This is a genomic window from Candidatus Arsenophonus phytopathogenicus, assembly GCF_056113345.1.
The window spans coordinates 1,690,891-1,706,549 of sequence record NZ_JBUIOB010000017.1 but is presented as its reverse complement, the minus strand read 5'-3'; the positions used below and the strand labels follow the sequence as shown (position 1 = coordinate 1,706,549).

Genomic DNA, 15,659 nt, shown 5'->3' with positions numbered 1-15,659 from the left:
CCTCATAGGTCAGCTTTTAAGCTTGCTTCAATGAATTTGTCCAGATCACCATCCAGCACAGCTTGGGTATTGCGATTTTCAACACCGGTTCGTAGATCTTTAATTCGAGAATCATCCAGCACATAAGAACGAATTTGGCTACCCCAGCCAATATCAGATTTATTTTCTTCTAATGCTTGTTTATCGGCATTTTTCTTTTGCATCTCTAGTTCATATAATTTTGCTTTTAGTTGCTTCAATGCCTGATCTTTATTCTTATGTTGAGAACGGTCATTCTGACATTGGGTAACAATGCCAGTTGGAATATGGGTTATACGTACTGCTGACTCTGTTTTATTAACATGTTGGCCACCAGCCCCTGACGCCCGATAAACATCAATGCGTAAATCCGCCGGATTGATTTCAATATCTATATCATCATCCACTTCAGGATAAATAAATGCTGAGCTAAATGAGGTATGGCGGCGACCACCGGAATCAAAAGGACTTTTACGCACTAATCGATGAACACCGGTTTCAGTCCGTAACCAACCAAAAGCATACTCACCAATAATCTTTATCGTGGCAGATTTTAAGCCTGCAACATCACCATCTGACGCTTCAATAATTTCTGTTTTAAAACCTTTTGACTCCGCCCAACGAAGATACATGCGCATCAACATGCTAGCCCAATCTTGCGCCTCAGTTCCCCCTGAGCCTGCCTGTAAATCAAGATAACAATTAGCACTGTCATACTGCCCTGAAAACATACGACGAAACTCTAATTGTCCCAGTTTTCCTTCCAGCTGCGTTAACTCCGCGACCGCCTCATGAAAAGTTTCTTCATCATCAGCTTCAATTGCCAAATCGAGCAAACCAGATACATCGTCTAAACCTTGTATCAAGGCATCAATAGTTTCTACTATTGCTTCAAGAGAAGAACGCTCCTTACCCAACGCTTGGGCTCGCTCTGGTTCGTTCCACACATCAGGCTGCTCAAGTTCTGCATTTATTTCTTCCAAACGTTCTTTCTTGGCATCATAGTCAAAGATACCCCCTCAAGATCTTCGTCCGCTCAGACAGATCCTGAATTTGATTTTTTATTGAATTAATTTCAAACATACCCTTATATCTTATTTATGTTATTTTCATTAAAAGTCATAAAAATATAAACCGCCTAGTGTAGCGGATCTGATTGCTGGATTATAGTTTTTCAGTCAATATGCTTCATGATACCTCATTTTACCAACCAAATAGCCTATTTTAGTCAGTAAATGCCACTATAAGAATAATGCTTTAAATCTAACTAGTTGCAATTAGTGGCAGAAAAATAGTGATTATAATAAGGGAAATCATAACTATACCTACCACTGTTGATGGTCAAAATAGGCTAAATACTATTCGCAAGACCACAAATGCTGAATGAGTAACTGGATGTTACGATTACCACGATACTCATTCACATCTAGTTTATAAACCAATTCGACCATTTTAATACTATTGTCAGGCCAATAAGCGGTATCAATATTAAAGGCGATGCCATCTATCATCGGACCGCCAGCCAGTGGTTCTAACATCACTTTTAGATGACAATCACCGACAAGACGTTGTTGCAGTAGGCGAAATTTTCCATCAAAAATTGGTTCAGGAAAAGCTTGTCCCCATGGCCCGCCATTTCTAATTAGTTCAGCAATATCCAATGACAACTCTTCATTATTTAGTTCACCATCACTCCAAATAACCCCTTCAAGCATATCGTTATCCAGTAGTTCTGCCATCAGGTTAGCAAAGTTCTCTTGAAACTGAGTAAACTTCTGCTCCTCCAGCGTTAATCCTGCCGCCATAGCATGGCCTCCAAACTTTAAAATTAATCCCGGATTAAGCGAATCTAAGCGTTCAAGGGCATCCCGTAAATGCAAACCATAGATGGAACGCCCTGACCCCTTCAAAATCCCTTCACCAGCCGGCGCGAAAGCAATAACCGGACGATGAAATCGTTCTTTGATCCGAGAAGCCAATATTCCTACTACTCCCTGATGCCATTCAGGATGATAAAGTGCAAGACCATTGGGTATTTGATGACGTTTTTTTTCTATTTGCTCAAAAATCTGCCAAGCCTCTTGCTGCATATCCTGTTCAATTTCGCGGCGGGTACGATTTAAACTATCTAATTCATTAGCCAATTTTCTAGCGTGAACGATATCATCAGTCAATAATAGTTCTACACCGATTGACATATCATCTAATCTTCCAGCTGCATTAAGCCGTGGCCCAATTGAGAAACCTAAATCATTAGCAACCAGACGACTAACATCACGTTTGGAAACTTCAATCAAGGCTTTTATCCCGACACAGCTTCGTCCCGCCCGAATACGGTTTAAACCTTGATAGACTAAAATACGATTATTACTATCCAAGGGAACAACATCGGCCACCGTACCTAATGCAACCAAATCTAATAATTCAGCCAGATTAGGCATCTTACGTGCTTGTTGCTCAAACCAACCAGTCTGGCGCAACGCAGCACGTAATGCTGACATCAAATAAAAACTGACACCAACCCCCGCTAATGCTTTTGATGGAAAGTCGCAATCAGCTAAATTAGGATTAATGATTGCTTCTGCACAAGGCAGGGTTTCTCCAGGTAAATGGTGGTCGGTAATAATCACTTTTATACCGTGTCGTTGAGCAACAGCAACGCCTTCATAGGAAGATATACCATTATCAACGGTAATAATAAGTTGCGCTTTTCTTTTAATTACTTGATCAACAACCTGCGGGCTAAGCCCATAGCCATCTTCAAATCGGTTAGGAACCAAATAATCAAAATGACGATATCCCATCGCGCCCAGCGCTCGCAGTGTCAATGCTGTACTGGTTGCACCATCGGCATCGAAATCACCGACCACTATAATTCGCCAATGTTCATTCAGAGCAGTGATTAATAACTGAACCGCTGTTTCAATACCATTAAGTGATTGGTAATTAAGCAATCCTTTTGCACCTGTTTCTAACTCATTTTCTGATAACACACCTCTCATAGCGTACAAACGGCGTAATACCGGAGACAAATGAGCAGGAAGGTGGCTATCATCTGCTTTCGGTCGGCGACGAAGCTGTATTTTCATATTTATTGTTAACACATTATGATTTTTTCTTAAGTTTTTCTACCCCTTTAACTAAATCATCTGCAGTCATATAACCAGGTATTACTGTGCCGTCTTCTAACACCATAGCGGGTGTCCCATTGATACCAAGCATATGACCGATATTAAATTGAGCGGCAATATCGACTGTTTTGCATTTTTCAATTGGAGAAATCGTTTCGCCTTTAAAAGCGTCTGTTAATGCTTTTTGTCGATCAGCACTACACCAGATAGATGTCATTGTTTTAGCTGATTCGTGGTGAAGGCCATTACGAGGGAATGCCAAATAACGTATGGTGATACCCTTTTTATTATATTCTGCTATATCTTGATGAAATTTCTTGCAATAACCACAGGTAACATCGGTAAACACGGTGACAACATATTTTTCCTCTGGTTCTTTAAATATGATCATCTGGTCACTCATTGCTTCTATTTTCTTTGTCAAGATCTGATTTGTAACATTAACCGGCATTTGACCACTTAAATCATAAATCGGTCCTTCTAATAAATACTTACCGTCTTCAGTCACATAAACCAGACCTTGGCTAGTAATTACTGTACTTAAACCTACAATAGGTGACGGATGGATATTCTCAGTTTCTATGCCCATTTTACTCAATGTTCTTTTAATAGCCACATCATCAGCTAATGCAGAATGTGACATTGCGGCCAGAAGACCAATTAACCATACGATATTTTTTTTCATTTAGAATTTCCTTGATCCTCAATCAACCTCGAGGATGATGTTGTTGATGCAATTGCCTTAAACGCTCTGTGGCAACATGGGTATAGATCTGGGTGGTGGAAAGATCACTATGTCCAAGTAACATTTGTACTACACGGAGATCTGCGCCATGATTCAGCAAATGGGTGGCAAAAGCATGTCTTAATACGTGAGGAGAAAGTTTTTCACTATCAATTCCAGCAATTGCTGAATAATGTTTAATCCGATGCCAAAAAGTCTGACGTGTCATTTGCGTACCTCTTTTACTCGGAAATAATACATCATTAGTCAATCCATTAAGTAAGATTGGACGACTTTCGGTTAAATAAGTTTCCAACCAATAAATAGCCTCTTCACCCAAGGGTACCAATCGTTCTTTATTACCTTTTCCCACTACCCGAATAACACCCTGACGTAAACTAATATCTGTTAATGTTAGCCCAACCAGTTCAGAAACACGTAGCCCACATGCATAAAGCACCTCAATCATCGTTTTATCTCTTAATTCAATTGGATCATTAGTGATAGGTGCATGCAGTAAATCTTCAACTTGTTTCTCATTGAGATCTTTAGGAAGCCGTTTCGGCAATTTAGGTGCCGACAATTGTGCCGTCGGATCATCGGTGCGCAGTTTCTCACGATAGAAATACTGGAATAAGCGTCGCATGGCACTCAGTAAACGAGCAGAACTGGTGGCTTTATAACCGCCCTCTACCCGTTCTGCCAGAAAAAATTGTAAATCCATGATCTCCACCGTAAGCAGATCATGACCATGGCGCGATAACCAATTAACTAATGCTTGTAAATCAGTACGGTAAGAAGAAAGCGTATTAGCGGCTAAATTGTGCTCAAGCCAAATAGTATCGAGAAATTGTTCTATCAACGGATGACTGTCTCTATTTTTTTCAGTTGACACAACAGCACTCCTAGTAAATTAATTGCACCATATTATGCCTCAAAAAATGCTTTCTGCCAGAATGTCATCTTAACATTTATGAATATTGTTTCTTTATTAATTAAATTAGAATGATAATTGCATATAATTAATTAAATTAATAATTTAAATCAATATCAACTGATTAATTATAGTATTAAATATTGTCAATTATGAATAAAAAACTATCGACTCTCATTAGTTTTTTATAAGTGATTACTTATTATCGATATTTAAATTTGTAAAAAATAAAAATCATGATGATATTATTATAAACATTCCATTTGAAAATATAAAAATAAATTAAAAAAACAAATAAGACACCCTATTGTTTGATTAATTCCGCTATAACCAATTGATATTTTAATAATATATCATCCCAAAAAAAACGCTATACAAAATAAAAAAAATAATCCAATCAATATAAACAGATGGTTAACATGACAAATTATTAAGTTGTTTATTGCATAACAAATATAAATTTTTTAATAACAATCAAATTTATAATTAAAAAGGATAATAAATATGCCAGTAAATATTGTCTATTCTGCCACTCCAACAACTGAAAAATCACATGGCGTAGAGAAAAGAGCAATTGGCAAGTCTATTTTTCTAAACCAAGCTAATGGTACACCTATTTCATTAGCACCAGGCTTACCCGAGATTTAGAACAACAATTTGCTGAAATGGGGATCGTTGATCTTCGTACTCATGATTGGTACGGTGTTTGTCATATTGATAGTTGCTTTGATACAACACATATTAATTACCTTGATCAGATAACAAATAATGCGCCAGACAATGTTAAAAAACAAATAAAATAATTACGCGGATGATTTTTTTAATCGAAGAACTATTTGCTTAAATACTCCACAATATTTTTCTGCTGAAGAAGAACCACAGTTCAATTGGCAACCAACCGATACCTATCTTAAAAACTCTTTATCTAATAAATATTATCAAGGCGAACAAAAGCCGAATATATTATTTAGAATAGGAAGAATGCTTAATGGTGGTAAACAAAAACCCACCAATATTGAAAAATATTGTCAATTAGTAAAAAAATTAGTACAAAGATATAGTATTAACTATCATTTGATAGGTTTGGCTTATGCAATTTCTGAATACGAAATTTGGAATGAACCCGAGCTTGGTTTTTTCTGGGCAACATCCGAAAATAATCAGCGCGCAGTTGTCGAATTTTATGATTTTTATCGTGCCGTTGCCAATACAATTAGAGCAACTGCCCCCTGGGTAAAAATTGGTAGTTGTGGAACAGCATTTGTTTTTAAAAATGAAAATTTTGTCGATAACTTTATTGCCTATATAAAAAATATCATGTTCCTTTTGATTTTTACTCATATCACTATTACGCGATCGATACTGCCAATCCAAAAAAACATTTATGAAATCCAAGAGTATGTTCGCAGTACATTAAATAAATATGGCTTCCAACAAGTTAAATGCTACATAACTGAATGGGCCTTAACGGCTAACGCCAGTAAAATTAATAATACTAAGCTGCAAAGTCATGTTGCTGCTGCCTATTTGCTCTCTTTTTTGATCCACGCAGAACAGGCTGGCGTAGATAAAGCCTATCTATATCGAGCTGATGGAGCAGAGTTTGGTCTGTTTGATAATAGTGATTATGCTACCTATGCTGCCCAGGCATTTTGGCTATATAATCAATTTGCCTCTCAGTGTGATTCATCAATTATCAAATTAACAGACACCTCCAAAACTGGCATAACAACAACCGGCGCAATTAATGCCAACAATCAAATAAACATTCTCGTGGCCAATTATACAGCCGATCCCACTAATTTGGGCGAAAACGGTCAAACAAAGCTACCCACAGGAGTCAAACTGCAATCACAATATTATATTGATACCGCGATCCCTGCTACTTTAATCGATAATGAGCGTTGATATGGCAGCAATAATATCCCACCACGTAATAGAAATAAAGTGTTATATAATGGTAAACCAGTGCCAAATGGCGCAAATTCGCCCAACCAAAATGACCAATTAAAATACGACGATGCCAACTATCAGCAATCGAGTAAAGGATATATTGTTACCTTAACAGATATTCCTGCTAATTTTAATCACTACACGATTATTTTACATAAAGTATTTAATGGCGGACAACGTCAAACACTTAATAATGGAGAAACTTTTATTTATGAACCCTATGTATTATCTCTCAATCCCGAGAGATAATTATTAAAGATGATGATCCTAGCACAGCAGGAAATAATACATTAGTTTTAATAACGATCGAATTATACTAGCTCAATAGTTATTATGCGTCATTTGAAAAAATTTCAAACATATTATAAAAATAAGAATTTGTTACTAATGGTGAACTAAATAATATTTTTAGTGATTAGATATTACTATCAATTCAAATAATAGGTTTTTTCTTCATATATTTTATTATTCAGGTAATGATCAGAAATTATGTCGTTAGTAATAAGCTAAAATTTTATTCTTATAATAATAAAAACTATCTTATACACTTTAAGCATATATAAATGTTAAATTGAAAACTATTTTTCCCTGCTTATCAGTTATAAAAAACTGATTTAATTAAACTATTAATAGAATGAAAATAAATTAATTTTCATGACTAAATTAAATAAAAAAATCTTCATCAAATTTAATTATCTTAAATTAAATTTATTATGCTAAATTTTTTCTTCGCTAAATAAGCGAAATAATTATGATAATCATCTTTAACAATATGGAGCTAAACAATACAAAAACATAAATTTATTATAAAATTTAATAAATCTGTTATCCATGAAAGAAAAGATAATAATAAATTAATTTTAAAACCTACAATATTAAAAGATGGGTTTCTAAATAATTTTAATTACTATTCTATTGTTGATGATGATTTACTAACAATGAAAAACCAGCTGATTAATTGCCAAAACCTTACTGGTATTTGCTACGTTGAAGAAGCTGACAATTTGCCATTAGATGAACTACAACGTTTAGTGGATAAAATAAATAGTTATGATTTTGTTAAATATGCCTATATTGAACATACCGATACACCCCCGCCATTCAGACAATTATTAGATAATAAGACGGAGCAAATTTATAATACCCCTAATTTTAACCCTCTCCAGGGCTATCAAGGTGGGACAACGTCAAATCATATTGGTATTGATATCGAATATGCCTGGTCACTTCGTATAGTTGGTCAAGGGATCCGCTGCGCCGATATAGAAGGTGGATTTGATTTTGAGCATGTTAATTTACAAAGAAAAAGTTTTATAAATCTATCACCTAAATATCCACTTAAAAATGAACATGGCACCGCAGTTGCTGGAATAATGTATGCCAAAGATATGGGATTGGGTATAAAAGGATTAGTGCATGGAGCAGATACTTTTTATGGTGTTTCAGAAGCGCCAGCAGGACGAGTTAATGGAATTGCTAAAGCATTAAAATACTTAAGGGCGGGAGACGTATTTATCTATGAATTACAATCCATGGGGCCACGTAATAAATATGTCCCAGCCGATTACCAAAAAGCGGTTTGGGATATCACAAAAGAAGCCACTGATGCCGGCATTATTGTCATTATGGTGGCTGGCAATGGCACTGAAGATTTAGATCATAAAATTATATACAGTGAATATAGAAATCGTAATGACGATGGTGATAACGGTGCAATTCGTGTTGGTGCAGATGAATAAAAAATACTTGATCCCCACTGATTCCACCAGTTATGGCAGCATGATACATGTGCAAGAATGGGGGCTGAATGTTGTCACAAACGGCTATAACGATCTCTACAATACCGGTGAGCATAATAATTATACCCATACTCTTTCGGGGACATCATCTGCTACGCCGATTGTTGCTTCCGCTGTTGTGGCGATCCAATCATGGTGTAAACAGAATATTGGAGAGGTTATTAAACCAAAAGACATGCGTTCACTATTAATCGAAACAGGCACACCGCAAGGATACCATCAAACTAGCAATAAATGAATAAATATTGGTCCATTACCTAATGTACGCCGAGCAATTAGTACACTACAAAGGCCTTTACAATAAATAAGCGCTAAACATGATCACTAATAATATAATATCTTGCCATGTGGTAATTTTTTAGCAAATTAACTTAACACCAGATCGCGACATTTATCTTTTAGACTGATTAAGATCTGGTTTTTTATCCCATTATCTGAAAAAAATAAGATTAAATATTATAAAAATAGAAAATAGCATAAAAAAACCAGTTTTAACTGGCAAACATATCAAACACAACACCAGGGAAAGTCTCTATCTAACGAGAATAGAATGAACAAATAAGGTGTAGAAATTGCAAGGACTAATTAGAGGATAGGTTAAAAATAATTATTTTCTATCTTTATTGATGATAATATGAAGCATATCAAAAAAACAGCCATCTTACATTAGCGTTAATGAAATAATATGGTTTATAGTTCAACCTATAAATTAACCTTAATTAACTGAATTATAATATTTTTTTAATTTTTTTCTGCTATAATATTCTATTATTACTCGCAAAATGACAACAAGTTGCAAAATGAAAATCGGTCTTTTTTATGGTTCCAGTACCTGCTACACCGAAATGGTTGCAGAAAAAATCCAGTATAATCTAGGTGAAGAATTAGTTGATTTACATAATCTTAAAGATATTTCGCCGCAATTAATAGAAAATTACCAAATTCTGATTTTAGGTATTCCCACCTGGGATTTCGGCGAACTACAAGAAGACTGGCAAGCAATTTGGGATGAACTCTGTTCGTTAAATTTAGCCGGCAAAATTGTATCCCTATATGGTTTAGGCGATCAAATCGATTATAGCGACTGGTTTCTTGACGCACTAAGTATGCTTTATGAGCAGCTATTACGGATGCATGTAAAATTTGTCGGCTTTTGGCCTACAACAGGATATACCTTTAGTAGCCTTAAACCATTAACCACTGATGATAGCCAGTTTGTCGGACTAGCGCTCGAGGAAACCAACCAATTCGAACAACCGGATGAACGAATAAAACAGTGGTGTATGCAAATATTAAATGAAATATCAGGGTACTGCAACAACAATTGATTTAAATTGCGCCACTCCCCTTCTGGCATACTATCCGAAGCAATCCATAACCGAATCTGCTTATTACATTGCAATGAACGAAGAGTAAGTTTTATACCAATAAGCAAAACCAAGGTTTTTTAACAATCAGCCATTCACTTTTCTTCCAGTGTATCTTATTACCATTTAAGTAAAGCTAAACTACCTTTACAACGACTTATATTTTTTGACTCCTTACCCAACTTGTCACAATTAATAAGGTCGCTATCAACCAAGTGACCAGATTATTTGGCGGCCAAGATGAAAAGAAAACTAACAAGCCAATTCCCACATGAACACCCGTTGAAAAAAGCTGTGTCAGCCACGAAACATTGATATTAAATTTCCAAAGAACCACGTTGTTTATTTCTACTCTGTATCAATTGAATCATATGATAAAGACCATCATCATCAGGACGTCCATGATTCATCAACCAGTTGAACAAATCAGGATCTGCACACTCTAGTAAACGAACAAACAGACATTTCTCATCCTCTGTGAGTGAATCATATTCATACTCAAAAAAAGGCATAATGGCGATGTCCAACTCACGCATTCCTCTGCGACAAGCCCAGTGGATCCTAGGTTTATTATTGATATCCATACGATAAAATAACCTTAAAAACTTTTGTGAATAATTTTTGATTCCATATCAGAATTTAGCGTAGCAAATTCTCATCAATATCGAAATGATTTAAGTAACATTCTTGTAAAAACCACAACTAACCACTAACTAAAAACTTATATAGATAAATTCTTCGACATTAATTTTGTTAGTTAATTTTGATAATATTACTTGCTTTGTCTGTTAGCTATCTTACCATTATGACTACTCTTATCCAGGTTACTAGCGGATGAACACATGACAAGCCTAAATAAATTTACACCAGCAACTTGTGAAATAGACCATCAATTACCCTTAACGTTAATGTCACTTAATGATTGGAGTTTCATCACAGCAACAGGGGTAGATGCTGAAAAATATCTACAGGGTCAATTAACCGCGGATATTGCTACATTAACTGCACAACAACATATATTCACCGCCCACTGTGATGCCAAAGGAAAAATGTGGAGCACACTACGTTTATTTCATTATAACCAAGGCTTTGGCTATATTTTACGCACTAGTGTGGCAGCAAAACAACTTATTGAACTGAAAAAATACGCGGTTTTCTCGCAAATAACACTCAGCCAGCAGCACAATACTGTGCTGTTAGGTGCTGCCGGCCAAGGAGTTCGTGACGCATTGAGCCGCCACTTTTCTCTATTACCCGATAAGGAAAAGCCCGTTATTCATCTAGGACAGACGACTTTACTGCACTTTAGTTTACCGTTTGAACGTTTTTTAATTGTTACTGATAGCGCAACTGCCGCTGAACTGACAAAACATTTCCCGCAACATGGTGATAGTCAGCAATGGTTAGCTTTCGATATTGCTGCTGGAATTGCTAATATTGATGTTGAGAATAGTGAGCAATTTATTCCTCAAGCCGTTAATCTACAAGCATTACCCGCAAGTATTAGTTTTCAGAAAGGCTGCTATAGTGGGCAGGAAACGGTCGCTCGTGCAAAATATCGCGGCGCCAATAAGCGTGCCATGTTTTGGTTAACCGGGACAGCAAATACGCTGCCAAAAACTGGAGATGCTATCGAGTGGAAAATAGGTGATAACTGGCGGCGCACTGGAACAGTATTAGCTGCTGTTACCATGACAAAAGGTTTTATTAGTTTGCAAGTTGTCATGAATAATGATATGCTTAAAGAGAGTATTTTTCGGCTGATTGGCGAAACCAATAGTCAGCTCACCATTCAGCCTTTGCCTTACTCATTGTCGGAAGAGGAATAACATATCCGTCGATTGCTAATAAAAAGGTATTCAGATAAGCCGTTTTCATATAGCAAAACAGGGATCCTGAAAATATCCCTGTTATAAAATTAATACCTAATTAATGTAACCTTATTCATTTTATTGGTAAAAAATACTGTTGGATCCCAGTCAGCAAGTTTAGAGTTATGGCGTAATCCATCAGTCTGGCTGTCAATAACGCGCTGATAGGCCATGCTTCAATCAGATGCAATGCTGTTACCTACCTCTATTATAGAAGGTATAGCGCCCTCACCCGTATCATTGGTAGCAACATTAATTTCAATTTGCTCAACTTGAGCAAATCTTTTATCAATAAAAATATCGGTTATTACTGTTAATTGATCATTAATGTTGAGCAATAGCAGCTGCCAGGGAACTAATAGGATCTAGCTGATTAATATTATCCATTATTGTTACCACAGTTCCTTTTGCAACAGGAAAAGTAACTATAGCATCAGTCAGAATATTAGCTATTTTAACTATACTATCTGCCATTTGTAGTTCTAACTCATTTATCTCCTTTAATGAAAATTTATCAAATTGACCACCAAAACCACAATCTGTTATTGATGCTTCAATTTGTGAATATGATTGATACAATTCATCTAGCGATGTTTCTAATGTTTTGTCATTATTAATTTTAGAAGTGGTTGTATTTTCCATTTTTTATCCTTTCCTTGGTTAAATAACAACATAGCTCTTATACATAAAAGTAGTATTACAATAAAAAAACATAACAATGAATATCATTCTAATAATATATTTCATAACAATAAAAAATAATAAATCGCTTTCATAGATAATTTTAAACTGAAATCCAATGTTATTTCTATTAATTAACTTACAGTAATTTATTAATGATTATTTTCTAATCATAACTTTATTAATTACTCTTTTTTAATAACTATGCTTAATCAATACATAATTTACGATTCATTTTTTGCGGCAACATATTATTTTGTGCTACCCAATCGGAAAGAACAATAAATCTAAGACCAATAATAAGTTTCATATCGTCAGCAGATCCTGATGAATTTAAAAATTTAAGCCCTGTTCTAGATATCTCAATTTTCTCTGCTGATTCCTCAGTAGGCTTATATTTTTTGTTCTCTTCATCATAAGATATTTTTATTTCGGCTGAATATAAATATAATCTAACAACATCAGATTCTGAATTTAATACAGTATGAGTAAATAATATACCGCTATTTTTATTAGTAATATTGGCAACAGAATGTCTAATCAGTGTCTTCAATGATAAATTGATATATTTTTTCTTGCTCTGATACATTTTGATATTGCTGTAATATTTTTGCTAATAAATCTTTATAATTATTATTATCATAATAAATTTTATGGGTAGACGAAGTTTCGACAGAAACAGGGGGCTAGATAAAAGTATTGAAAGATATTTACGATAATTTTCATCATTATTCTCTTTCTTTGGATCAAGGGGACTCCAATCACAAATTTCTTTAATAAAAGATAGGAAAGATGTTACAAAATTCTGCGGATAGTCAAAAAGCATTGGTAATAATTTTTCTATTTCATTATTACTATGCATCTCTTTTAATAAAGACTCTTGTTCTAATAATTTTCAACATTATTACCAATGACTGTTGCTCCACTAGTAACTAAATCTTATTTTAAATTTTCATCTTTAACTATATATTTATTAACAATAGAATTATATGATCCATTCAAAATTGAATATAAATTTTTATCTTTAAATATTCCCATAAAATATCCTTTTATATTTTAATGTAGATACTCAATAATAATTAATTTTTATTCTTAAACAATAAATAAAATAATAATAGGTAATAGTTATCATTTCTCGTCAAAACAATAGTTCATACTTTATTTTTTTATTTTTTATTTGTATGCGGGAAACATATTTATCGGTAGGCTGACTTTTAGTATTACCAGTTTGTCTTTCAAATAAAATATGCGAAGAGTTTATATAAAATTTCACATCATCTTTACTTGCTGATGCGATAACACCTTGGGAAAATAATATACTGGTATTTTTTTGTTCAGAATCCGATAATGCGGCTTTAGCTAACTGAGTAACAGAATTTTTAATTTTATTCTTATCAACACCAGTGATACTATCATATATATTTACAATCTTATCAATGAGATCATTATAGTTCTCTTCTCGATAACTAAGATCAATTAACTTATCTTCCTCCACCATCATTAGCACATTTTTTTCATTTCCTCCGCATAAGCCATATATGCCTCAGCATTACCTGACATGCTAGGTTTTTGCGGATCATAGCCAATGCCACCCATCGCTATGGTACTTATAATAGCAAGACCATTGGCTGGCGATTCTGCTAATTTTTCAGCCGTAATATCCGTTGACTTTCCGACTCTATTCATTTCATTAAGTTGTTGAGCAACCACCAAATCTTTATCTTTATAAGCGCCAATGATATCTCCTGTGGATAGTGTAAGTTTTCAGACACTATCATAAACTTGATTTAATAATACCGGTGCTGGTCTTAATGATTTAATCCAATCAATTAGTTTTTTATATTGCTCTTCCATATTTATTTCATTCATAAACACTCCATATTTAATAATGAAAAACTTAATATCAATAATATTTAGTCAATTACGTTGGTTGCTATTTTATTATTTTTAATAAAACAAACGTAAAAATACAATAAAATAACTTTAGTTAATTAATGTTTTGCCATAACGCACAAAGCTGGGTTTTACAACCTGAACTGGCATTTCATGTTTTTTTATTTGTACAACCGCCTGCATGCCAATATTCAATGGTACTCGTGCTAAAGCTATACTTAACCCCAACGTAGGCGAAAATGTGCCACTGGTAATGATCCCTTCACATAACTTACCTGCTGTATCAGTAAAACGAACCGGCAAATCAGTTTGCAATATTCCCCTATCACGCATCACTAAACCAACTAATTTTTCTGTGCCTACCTGCCGTTGTCTCTCTAGCGCATCTCGTCCGATAAAATAGCGCTCTTCCGGCTGCCAGGCTATTGTCCATTCCATATTAGCCGCTAATGGTGACACCAGCTCACTCATTTCTTGTCCATAAAAATTCATTCCTGCTTCCAGACGAAGGGTATCACGTGTGCCGCCAATCCCGCCGGCTTAATATCTAAATCAATTAATTTTTGCCAAAGTTTGACAGCCTGCTCTTTCGGCAGTGCTATCTCATAACCTAATTCGCCGGTATAACCTACAGTAGTAATAAACCAGTCATCAATTTGTTTACCATAGAAGAGTGGCATATCCATAACCGCAGTTTTCTGCTGTTCATTAAGCAGAGATTGTACTTTGAGTTGTGCATCTGGGCCCTGTATAGCAATGAATGCTAGATCATCACGTACCTGCACATCAATTAGGTAATTTTCTATATGTTGATTGATGCAAGCTAAATCTTTCTGTCGAGTGGCAAAATTAGCAATTAAGCGATAGTAATCATCATCAAAATAGTAGACAACTAAATCATCGATCACGCCTCCCGATGCATTTAACATACCCGTATAGAGCGCTTCACCAGGCTCCTTCAGTTTTGCTACATCATTGGCTAATAAATAACGTAAAAAATCTCGGCACAGTTCACCATGCAGATAAATAATTGTTAAATAAGAAATATCAAACACGCCAGATGCTGTGCGAACAGCATGGTGTTCATCAATTTGAGAACCGTAATGCAATGGCATCAGCCAGCCATGAAAATCGATCATGGTTGCATTACATGCTAAATGCTCCTGATATAATGAAGTCTATTTTATCGTCATTGTTCTATTTTCCTCATTAATAGGTATAGACAAATTAAATTGTTAAATCAAAGTACCTATTAGTAGAGTAACTACAGTAGTAAAAATAATAAACC

18 protein-coding genes and 1 pseudogene are annotated in these 15,659 nt (G+C 34.9%); 7 read left to right on the top strand and 12 right to left on the bottom strand.

The window, feature by feature from the left end; translation table 11 throughout:
* Positions 1-2: 2 nt before the first annotated feature.
* From prfB to xerD, 4 genes are all read right to left on the bottom strand, one after another.
* Positions 3-1,101, bottom strand: a protein-coding gene (gene prfB / locus AC01GB_RS12650) for a peptide chain release factor 2 (RefSeq protein WP_474452089.1) whose coding sequence is annotated in 2 segments (ribosomal slippage) — positions 3-1,025 and positions 1,027-1,101 — 1,098 coding nt in all. Because the reading frame shifts where the segments join, the coding sequence is not laid out codon by codon here.
* Positions 1,102-1,376: 275 nt separating this feature from the next.
* On the bottom strand, positions 1,377-3,113 hold the full coding sequence (recJ, locus tag AC01GB_RS12645) for a single-stranded-DNA-specific exonuclease RecJ (protein ID WP_474452403.1): 1,737 nt from the start codon (positions 3,111-3,113) through the stop codon (positions 1,377-1,379).
* Positions 3,114-3,123: 10 nt separating this feature from the next.
* Positions 3,124-3,834: a bifunctional protein-disulfide isomerase/oxidoreductase DsbC gene (gene dsbC / locus AC01GB_RS12640; protein ID WP_474452088.1), complete on the bottom strand. Its 711-nt coding sequence runs from the start codon at positions 3,832-3,834 to the stop codon at positions 3,124-3,126.
* A 22-nt stretch (positions 3,835-3,856) separates the two neighbouring features.
* Positions 3,857-4,768 carry a site-specific tyrosine recombinase XerD gene (xerD, locus tag AC01GB_RS12635; RefSeq protein ID WP_474452087.1) on the bottom strand — a complete coding sequence of 304 codons (912 nt, stop codon included), beginning with the start codon at positions 4,766-4,768 and terminating at the stop codon, positions 3,857-3,859.
* Between the two features lie 543 nt (positions 4,769-5,311).
* Here xerD and AC01GB_RS12630 point away from each other — a divergent pair.
* The 6 genes from AC01GB_RS12630 (at position 5,312) to fldB (ending at position 9,887) form a co-directional block, all read left to right on the top strand.
* Complete coding sequence (locus AC01GB_RS12630; RefSeq protein WP_474452086.1) at positions 5,312-5,455, top strand: hypothetical protein; 144 nt, start codon at positions 5,312-5,314, stop codon at positions 5,453-5,455.
* Between the two features lie 333 nt (positions 5,456-5,788).
* Positions 5,789-6,715, top strand: a complete 927-nt coding sequence (locus AC01GB_RS12625; protein WP_474452085.1) for a GH39 family glycosyl hydrolase — start codon at positions 5,789-5,791, stop codon at positions 6,713-6,715.
* Positions 6,716-6,775: 60 nt separating this feature from the next.
* On the top strand, positions 6,776-7,009 hold the full coding sequence (locus AC01GB_RS12620) for a hypothetical protein (protein ID WP_474452084.1): 234 nt from the start codon (positions 6,776-6,778) through the stop codon (positions 7,007-7,009).
* A gap of 689 nt (positions 7,010-7,698) precedes the next feature.
* Positions 7,699-8,499 (top strand): S8 family serine peptidase, encoded by an 801-nt coding sequence (locus AC01GB_RS12615; protein ID WP_474452083.1) that lies wholly within the window; start codon positions 7,699-7,701, stop codon positions 8,497-8,499.
* A complete protein-coding gene (locus AC01GB_RS12610) occupies positions 8,492-8,797 on the top strand; it encodes a S8 family serine peptidase (RefSeq protein ID WP_474452082.1) in 306 nt (101 codons plus the stop codon). Before AC01GB_RS12615 ends, AC01GB_RS12610 begins: the two co-directional genes overlap by 8 nt.
* Positions 8,798-9,359: 562 nt before the next feature.
* The gene (gene fldB, locus AC01GB_RS12605) at positions 9,360-9,887 is read left to right on the top strand and encodes a flavodoxin FldB (protein WP_474452081.1); all 528 of its coding nucleotides are present in this window, start codon (positions 9,360-9,362) and stop codon (positions 9,885-9,887) included.
* A 196-nt stretch (positions 9,888-10,083) separates the two neighbouring features.
* Here the strand turns inward: fldB and AC01GB_RS12600 are convergent, their stop codons facing one another.
* On the bottom strand, positions 10,084-10,197 hold the full coding sequence (locus tag AC01GB_RS12600; protein ID WP_474452402.1) for a hypothetical protein: 114 nt from the start codon (positions 10,195-10,197) through the stop codon (positions 10,084-10,086).
* A gap of 46 nt (positions 10,198-10,243) precedes the next feature.
* Positions 10,244-10,510, bottom strand: coding sequence for an FAD assembly factor SdhE (sdhE, locus tag AC01GB_RS12595; protein WP_032115279.1), 267 nt, complete (start codon positions 10,508-10,510; stop codon positions 10,244-10,246).
* A gap of 258 nt (positions 10,511-10,768) precedes the next feature.
* On the opposite strand from sdhE, the gene ygfZ reads away from it, so the two are divergent.
* Positions 10,769-11,755, top strand: a complete 987-nt coding sequence (gene ygfZ / locus AC01GB_RS12590) for a tRNA-modifying protein YgfZ (protein WP_474452080.1) — start codon at positions 10,769-10,771, stop codon at positions 11,753-11,755.
* Between the two features lie 218 nt (positions 11,756-11,973).
* Here ygfZ and AC01GB_RS12585 read toward each other — a convergent pair whose 3' ends face one another.
* From AC01GB_RS12585 to gcvT, 6 genes and pseudogenes are all read right to left on the bottom strand, one after another.
* Entirely contained in the window at positions 11,974-12,135 is a 162-nt protein-coding gene (locus AC01GB_RS12585; protein WP_474452079.1) for a hypothetical protein, read from the bottom strand.
* Positions 12,122-12,439, bottom strand: coding sequence for a hypothetical protein (locus tag AC01GB_RS12580; protein WP_474452078.1), 318 nt, complete (start codon positions 12,437-12,439; stop codon positions 12,122-12,124). Before AC01GB_RS12580 ends, AC01GB_RS12585 begins: the two co-directional genes overlap by 14 nt.
* Positions 12,440-12,686: 247 nt before the next feature.
* Positions 12,687-13,067 carry a hypothetical protein gene (locus tag AC01GB_RS12575; RefSeq protein ID WP_474452077.1) on the bottom strand — a complete coding sequence of 127 codons (381 nt, stop codon included), beginning with the start codon at positions 13,065-13,067 and terminating at the stop codon, positions 12,687-12,689.
* Positions 13,068-13,616: 549 nt separating this feature from the next.
* Positions 13,617-13,985, bottom strand: a complete 369-nt coding sequence (locus AC01GB_RS12570; protein WP_474452076.1) for a hypothetical protein — start codon at positions 13,983-13,985, stop codon at positions 13,617-13,619.
* Positions 13,979-14,191, bottom strand: coding sequence for a hypothetical protein (locus AC01GB_RS12565; RefSeq protein WP_474452075.1), 213 nt, complete (start codon positions 14,189-14,191; stop codon positions 13,979-13,981). The genes AC01GB_RS12570 and AC01GB_RS12565 overlap by 7 nt, the downstream gene beginning before the upstream one ends.
* Before the next feature lie 270 nt (positions 14,192-14,461).
* Positions 14,462-15,510, bottom strand: a pseudogene (gcvT, locus tag AC01GB_RS12560) (glycine cleavage system aminomethyltransferase GcvT).
* Positions 15,511-15,659: the final 149 nt, after the last annotated feature.

Excerpts from the sequence above, each read along its gene's own strand:
- AC01GB_RS12625 (WP_474452085.1), top strand. The coding sequence starts at position 5,789 with ATGCTTAATGGTGGTAAACAAAAACCCACCAATATTGAAAAATATTGT.
- AC01GB_RS12630 (WP_474452086.1), top strand. The coding sequence starts at position 5,312 with ATGCCAGTAAATATTGTCTATTCTGCCACTCCAACAACTGAAAAATCA.
- fldB (WP_474452081.1), top strand. The coding sequence starts at position 9,360 with ATGAAAATCGGTCTTTTTTATGGTTCCAGTACCTGCTACACCGAAATG.
- ygfZ (WP_474452080.1), top strand. The coding sequence starts at position 10,769 with ATGACAAGCCTAAATAAATTTACACCAGCAACTTGTGAAATAGACCAT.
- dsbC (WP_474452088.1), bottom strand. The coding sequence starts at position 3,834 with ATGAAAAAAAATATCGTATGGTTAATTGGTCTTCTGGCCGCAATGTCA.
- AC01GB_RS12580 (WP_474452078.1), bottom strand. The coding sequence starts at position 12,439 with ATGGAAAATACAACCACTTCTAAAATTAATAATGACAAAACATTAGAA.
- AC01GB_RS12615 (WP_474452083.1), top strand. The coding sequence starts at position 7,699 with ATGAAAAACCAGCTGATTAATTGCCAAAACCTTACTGGTATTTGCTAC.
- sdhE (WP_032115279.1), bottom strand. The coding sequence starts at position 10,510 with ATGGATATCAATAATAAACCTAGGATCCACTGGGCTTGTCGCAGAGGA.
- AC01GB_RS12610 (WP_474452082.1), top strand. The coding sequence starts at position 8,492 with ATGAATAAAAAATACTTGATCCCCACTGATTCCACCAGTTATGGCAGC.
- AC01GB_RS12575 (WP_474452077.1), bottom strand. The coding sequence starts at position 13,067 with ATGTATCAGAGCAAGAAAAAATATATCAATTTATCATTGAAGACACTG.